This window comes from Macellibacteroides sp. (assembly GCF_050251695.1).
In the GTDB taxonomy this organism is placed as follows: domain Bacteria; phylum Bacteroidota; class Bacteroidia; order Bacteroidales; family Tannerellaceae; genus Macellibacteroides; species Macellibacteroides fermentans.
In genome coordinates, this window is sequence record NZ_JBFWMI010000040.1 from 22,598 (window position 1) to 29,427 (window position 6,830).

Here is a 6,830-nt window from a genome sequence, read left to right on the forward strand (position 1 = left end):
TATTTGTAAATAATAAAATCAACACTTGGCAATTCCTTCTATTTCAATCAATAGCTCGTCGCGGCACACATCGGCCCACATATACGATACAGGAACTGATAACTTGTACGCATCCATCAACTGTTCTGCTTCTTGTACAAAAGATTTATCTTTTAGGTAAACACGCAACATAGACACGATCCCTTTATTTCCAATTAATTCGGCTATATTTTCCATGGTGATTTCCAGTTGCCGGGATAATCCGACCTCCTTCAGGCTCTCCTCTCCACGGATAGCTGCCGTGCCAGATATATAAATCAACCCTTTATCTTCAATCGAGAGCAGTTTTGCTCTTTCAAATTTCGGTGTTGCCTTTTGTTTGTGGCTTACTGCAAGCACCCGCTCCGAATATGCATGGGCAGCTACCTGCAATTTATTGTCTATCGGCAAGACCGAACAATTTTTATTTTTTAAGATTACAGCATCCAGATCTACGACAATTCCACCACAATGAGCCCCTATCCCTGTTGCAGCCGGATAACCCTCTGGCCAGGTTGTCTTTTCGTAAAAAGCAGCTCTGGCATCGTTAAATGCCTGGTAGTTCTGATAGTCGTCTTTACTTTCAGTTATTCTTTCAATGTAATTCCACTGACGTACAATACTGTTTATCGGAAAACCTTCCTTTATAAGTAAACGATCTATCTGGTGGAATACAGCTTCAGATTGAGCTTCAATACTCTTGTTTAAAAAATCATCCTGAAAACCACCTCCAAAAAGAAAACGTCCCTCCTCATTATCTACAATTACATAAGGCATTCCATCAACTGACCTATAATAAACAGCATCTTTAGCGTCGCTTTTATAACTATGAATCTCAAGCAGCAGCGCCCCACGCAAAGGAGGTTGAGCCACATAACTTAAAGACGGACAATGCTCGCCGAAATATGCTTTTACTTTTTCACAAATAATCTTTCTTCTCAGATCGTATATTTCGTTGGATTGTGGCATACCAATAAACACCAGCCGGAGTATCTTCTCATCAGCAGGAAGTCCGGATAACAGGGTATCTACCATCTCTTCAAATCCGGCACATTCGGCAGAAAGTATTCTATATTGTATTTTATCGCAATAATTCATCATAACAGATTATAAGGAGTTTACATACTCCGTTAATGCTTCAATTTCCTTTTTTGATATTTTTTTATCAATACCATGTTTGTGAACCTCAAATACTTCTTGCATTGTTGCGGCTCTTCCATCAAACAAATAGGGGGCTGTACGCCATACTTCAATAAGTGTCGGGGTATCCCAGCCTTTTTCAAATTCTACATTTTCGCCAATGCGATGCATTTTCTGGTCTGTGAAGTATGGACCGCTATGACATTCTCCGCACTGAAGTTTCTCAAAGACTTTAAGTCCTTCTTTGGCTTTCTCACTTAATCCTCCATTGACAAGCAGGGAACTCGGAACCGGTCGGAGCGATTTCAGGTACGCATCCACACATTGTGCATTTTCTTCCTGAACATCGTAAAACTGAATAAACTTGAAACCAGCCCTTACAGCCCATTCGGCTGTTTCCCGAATACCTGAAATCATGCTTGGAGCCGTTACATGCGAATACAGCATACTTTTGCAATTCTTAGCATTTCCTACTCCATCATTCATAAGATCCCAATTCATCCCATCGGTTCTTGCATCTCCCGGATGACATCCGTTACAAGATTGCCAACCCTGGAAACATTGGGTTGCATCGTTAAAAAAACGTTCTCCCGCATTCTCTTTTGACTCCACTCTGCCGGGATTCATATTTACGGAAGTCACCGACAAGGTATTAATATCAACTTTATTGAGAACATCGGCAAAATAGGTAGGAACAAGCAACTCATTTCCTCTTAAATAAAGAAGTCGGGGACCATTTCCTTCCAGCTGCACACGTTTACGTATGCCATATAAAAAATGCAGGTCGTAACTCAGGTTTTCTTTTTGTGGATAACTTTCAAGCTTCTTTCGCAAAGCCGGATGGTCAATCACACTCACCTCATGTGTCCCTGAATGAATCACAAATAAGTTTTTTTCCGTACATGCAAGATTCCAGATACCTCCGGCCCCTTTTTCGGGCTCGTCTACAACTACAGAACCTACATAAGAAAGTGCGGCTACATCGATTACACTGAAAGCACTCGTATTCATCCATCCCTGCTGAAGCTGCGATGTCGGAACAGTAAACCGTCCCAGGTTATGCGATACATACACATACTTTCCATCGGGAGTTATACATATGGAATGCAGGGCATTGCTTCCGCTTGCCAATTTTATATCTTTAATCTTAGTGAATTTCTTCATATCGATTACAGACACGCAAGAAGCTACTATATCTACGTCGGCACGTTGCTGGGGAAGGAAATTAGCAACGAACATATACCGGCCATCCTTGCTTATTACGGCCGATTTAGGCTCTCGCAACACATTTACTGTACGAACAACCTTTCTTGTAAGCAAGTCAATTTCAGAAACGGTATTAGAGAATTGATTGCATACATACAATTTCTTTTTATCGGCACTAAGTAAAGGATAACATGCACCTGAGCCTACAGAAACCGTTGCTTCGACTTTAGCTGATTCCAATGAAACAATCTGAAGCTTACCGGCCTTTTTAAATGTAGTTACATACGCTTTAGCATCATCAACTGTCAGCCCGGTCGGCTCATCATCTAAACTGATTGAACGTAATAAGCTGGAACCGTCCCGGGAAAACACATCCAATCGTTTGAGATTCTTCTGTGTAAAAAGTAATTCACCTTTATCCGTTTGAGCAATACCAGTTGAAAATAATGGAGGATTACCAGCCGCTGCCATCATTGAAACAAAGCAGACCATTGTCAATCCTATAATCTTCTTGTATATGTGTGTGTATTTCATGTTTATCTGTTTTCTGTTAACAATCGGCTATAGCCAAGTTCGGACGAAATAAGTTGAGCAATTCTTTTTATATGGCCGGAAGAGGAACGTATAACGTCTTTCGTCAGTCTGTCTTTGGGTCCCGATATCCAGATGGCTCCGCAAGGATATCCGGTGTAGTTAAATATAGGAGCTCCAATACAAATTACGCCGGTCATTTCCTCTTCATTATCCATAGCAATACCTGTTTTGCGTACTGTATCAAGCTCTGCCAGGTATTCATCTTTCGAGATTATAGTTCTGTTATTATAACGTTCAAAAGCCATGTAAGTCAAATAACGGTCGCGCACTGTGTTAGGCAAATAAGCCATAATGGCTTTGCCCGGGGCAGAACAATGCAATTCGAACGGTTTACCAGGCGATAACATAAATCTGAATGTATGATGTCCCTGAGCCTGTTCGATAAAAATTCCCTTTTCGTTGCCTAAAACACCGAAACAAGCTGTTTCACTTACCAAATCACGCAAATCCCTTAAGCGGGGCAAAACCGTTTCGAGCAGATTATGCTCATTCAACGCTCTAAAACCAAGTGTAAGCAATTTACGCGATAACTTATAGCGCTTCGTATCCTCGTTGTAGGTAAGATAATCCAGCCGCACAAGCGTATTTAATATACGATAAGCGGTAGTCTGCGAAATATCAAGTGTATCCTTAATAGCCTGCAGGGTATCTCCCTGAGAACGAAGCGAAAGATACTCCATAACCGCAATCCCCTTTTCGAGATTCGGCACCTTGTAATTTTCTTCTGCTTTTTCCATATTTGGATTGACACTTTCCATATTTGAAATAATGTTTCAGATTTGAATCAAATATAAACGTGTCTTTTAATAATTATATACGTTAATTGTAAAATTTCGTTAAGTATGTTATGTAACATAAAATTAATAAGATAGAATCAAGTCAGACGCCCATTCATAAACTGTTGTAGAATAATCTGCGTATGCAAAGATATTAATTCAGGACGGAAAGAAAACACGCCGCAGCAATAAATAGTATGTTAATCACGAATCCGATTATTTTATGTAATTTTGCCCTACCTAAGCAGGTTCCCGAAACTTTACAAAATCAATATCAGTTGTTTTGTTTCGGCAAAAAAGATTAAGCATAATATAACTAGTATACAAGGTGATATATCCTCAAAATTTTGAGCAGAAAACAGGCTTCGACAAAGTTCGTCAGCTTATTAGTGACAAGTGTCTGAGCCCTCTTGGACAGGAAAGGGTTATTGATATGGGATTTGAATCCGAAATGGACACTGTAAGTAACCGTCTTGCCCAAACCGAAGAATTTGTGAGAATCTTACATGGTGATAAAGAATTTCCATCCAGTTATTTCTTTGATGTACGTTATTCACTCAAACGGATCCGACCGGAAGGAACCTATCTGGACGAAAAAGAGTTATACGACTTAAAGCGATCATTACAGACCATCAATGATATTGTCCGTTTTTTCCATCCTGGAAACAGCGAATCCGACGAGATCCTTTACCCGGCACTCACCCGGCTGGCTGGCGATGTGCTGGTGTTTCCTCAGTTAGTAGGAAAAATTGATAGTATCCTTGATAAATATGGCCGGGTGAAAGACAATGCATCCCCTGTCCTCATGCAGATCCGTAGAGAGATAACCGTCACAATGAGTGGTATTTCCAAAAGTCTGCAGTCCATTCTCCGCGCCGCACAATCAGAAGGTGTTGTTGATAAAGACGTAACTCCTACCATGCGAGACGGCCGATTGGTTATTCCCGTCGCTCCTGCCTTTAAAAGAAAGATCAGAGGTATTGTGCATGATGAGTCCGCAAGTGGCCGAACCGTATTTATTGAACCGGCCGAAGTGGTGGAAGCCAACAACCGCATCCGCGAACTAGAAGGTGACGAGCGTCGTGAAATCATCCGTATACTGACTGAATTTACCAATCTGGTTAGACCCATGGTTCCGGATATTCTGTATTCGTACGAATTTATGGCGGAAATCGATTTTATACGAGCCAAAGCCCTTTTTGCAGATCAGATAAAAGGTATCAGGCCTATCGTTGAAGACAAACAACAAGTGGATTGGGCACGTGCCATTCACCCATTGTTATATCTGTCTTTACAAAAACAACACAAAGAGGTAATCCCTCTGGACATCGAATTAAATCCTGATAAAAGAATACTCATCATATCCGGACCCAATGCCGGAGGGAAATCTGTCTGTCTGAAGACAGTGGGACTTCTTCAATATATGTTGCAATGCGGATTACTTATTCCGATTCACGAAAGTTCGCGTACCGGAATATTTAAAAGCATATTCATCGATATCGGCGACGAGCAATCCATCGAGAACGATCTTAGTACCTACAGCTCGCACCTAACCAATATGAAACACTTCGTACGGAATTGCGATGAAAAGACTATCATTCTGATTGATGAATTCGGAAGTGGAACCGAACCTCAGATCGGTGGAGCTATTGCAGAAGCATTGCTGGATCGTTTTAACCGCAACGGTAGTTACGGAGTTATCACCACCCATTATCAAAATTTGAAGCACTTTGCCGAAGATACACCGGGAATCGTTAATGGAGCCATGCTGTACGACCGACACCTGATGCAGCCACTTTTCAAACTTTCCATTGGCAATCCGGGAAGCTCCTTTGCCATTGAAATAGCCCGAAAGATAGGATTACCGGAAGATGTGATTGCCGAAGCCTCGTCCAAAGTTGGTTCGGAATACATTGATATGGACAAATATCTGCAGGATATTGTGCGAGACAAACGTTATTGGGAAGGAAAACGGCAGAATATCCGTCAGCAGGAAAAAAAACTGGAAGAAATTACAGCCCGTTACCAGCAGGATCTTGAAGAGGTAAATAAGCAGCGTAAGGAGATTATGCGGACAGCCAAAGCGGAGGCACAACGTATAATGGCCGAGGCTAATGCCAAAATTGAGAACACCATTCGGGAAATCAAAGAGGCACAGGCCGAAAAAGAACGTACCCGGATGGCACGTAAGGCCCTTGATGAGTTTAAAGAGTCCGTTTTATCGCAAGAAGATGCCAACGATAGCATAGCCATCAAAATGGCCAAGCTGAAAGAGCGTCAGGAAAAGAAAAAACAGAAGCAAACTGGTCAGCCGATTGCCAAACCGCAATTTAACAGGGAAGTGATCGAAACCGGCGACAGTGTACGACTGAAAGGTCAGACTACACATGGAACCGTACTGGAGATTAACGGCAAACAGGCCTCTGTAGCCTTTGGAATGATTAAAAGCACGGTAAAGCTTGAGCTACTTGAGAAGGTAAGCAAGAACCAGATAAAAAAAGAGATACAGAAAAGCACCTTCATAAGTACGCAGACTGCCGATGACATGCATGAGAAGAAATTGAATTTCAGACAAGAGATTGATGTCAGAGGTATGCGCGGAGACGAGGCATTACAAAGCGTAATCTATTTTATAGACGACGCCATTCAGGTAGGTGCCGGCAGAGTAAGAATATTACATGGAACAGGGACCGGAGCCTTGCGACAAATTATCAGGGACTATCTTAAAACGGTTCCCGGTGTTCATCATTTTCAGGACGAGCATGTTCAGTTTGGAGGAGCGGGAATCACCGTAGTTGAATTGGATTAAATCAATCAAAGTATGAAAAACCGAGGCAGAGTACATAGCAAAAAGAAGGGAAGCAACCGCCGGTTGTCTGACAGTTATACGTATACAGGTGAGTTGGAGACAAAAACAGGAATCAGACTTGTTCAATACAATTCTGAAATGCTTGAAGTTAAGGATATCACCAACCTTACCCTGTTTGCTCCTTTGGTAAATAGCAAATGCGTGAGTTGGATTCACGTTTCTGGTTTAACAGAGGCTTCACTTATCACCTCGATGGTAAAGGAATTTGGATTGCATAATCTCGATGC

Annotated in this window: 4 protein-coding genes and 1 pseudogene; 2 read left to right on the forward strand and 3 right to left on the reverse strand. The window is 41.7% G+C overall.

The window, feature by feature from the left end:
* Positions 1–18: 18 nt before the first annotated feature.
* From AB7E53_RS07780 to AB7E53_RS07790, 3 genes are read right to left on the reverse strand one after another with little or no spacing between them, the layout of a single operon-like run.
* A complete protein-coding gene (locus AB7E53_RS07780) occupies positions 19–1,116 on the reverse strand; it encodes a RidA family protein (protein WP_350455772.1) in 1,098 nt (365 codons plus the stop codon).
* Between the two features lie 9 nt (positions 1,117–1,125).
* Positions 1,126–2,856, reverse strand: coding sequence for a cytochrome D1 domain-containing protein (locus AB7E53_RS07785; RefSeq protein ID WP_446775049.1), 1,731 nt, complete (start codon positions 2,854–2,856; stop codon positions 1,126–1,128).
* A 44-nt stretch (positions 2,857–2,900) separates the two neighbouring features.
* Positions 2,901–3,716, reverse strand: coding sequence for an IclR family transcriptional regulator (locus AB7E53_RS07790; protein WP_079681974.1), 816 nt, complete (start codon positions 3,714–3,716; stop codon positions 2,901–2,903).
* A gap of 346 nt (positions 3,717–4,062) precedes the next feature.
* Here AB7E53_RS07790 and AB7E53_RS07795 point away from each other — a divergent pair, with 346 nt between their 5' ends.
* Positions 4,063–6,543: an endonuclease MutS2 gene (locus tag AB7E53_RS07795; protein ID WP_446775047.1), complete on the forward strand. Its 2,481-nt coding sequence runs from the start codon at positions 4,063–4,065 to the stop codon at positions 6,541–6,543.
* 12 nt (positions 6,544–6,555) lie between these two features.
* Positions 6,556–6,830: pseudogene (locus tag AB7E53_RS07800) on the forward strand (magnesium/cobalt transporter CorA); the annotation flags it as partial.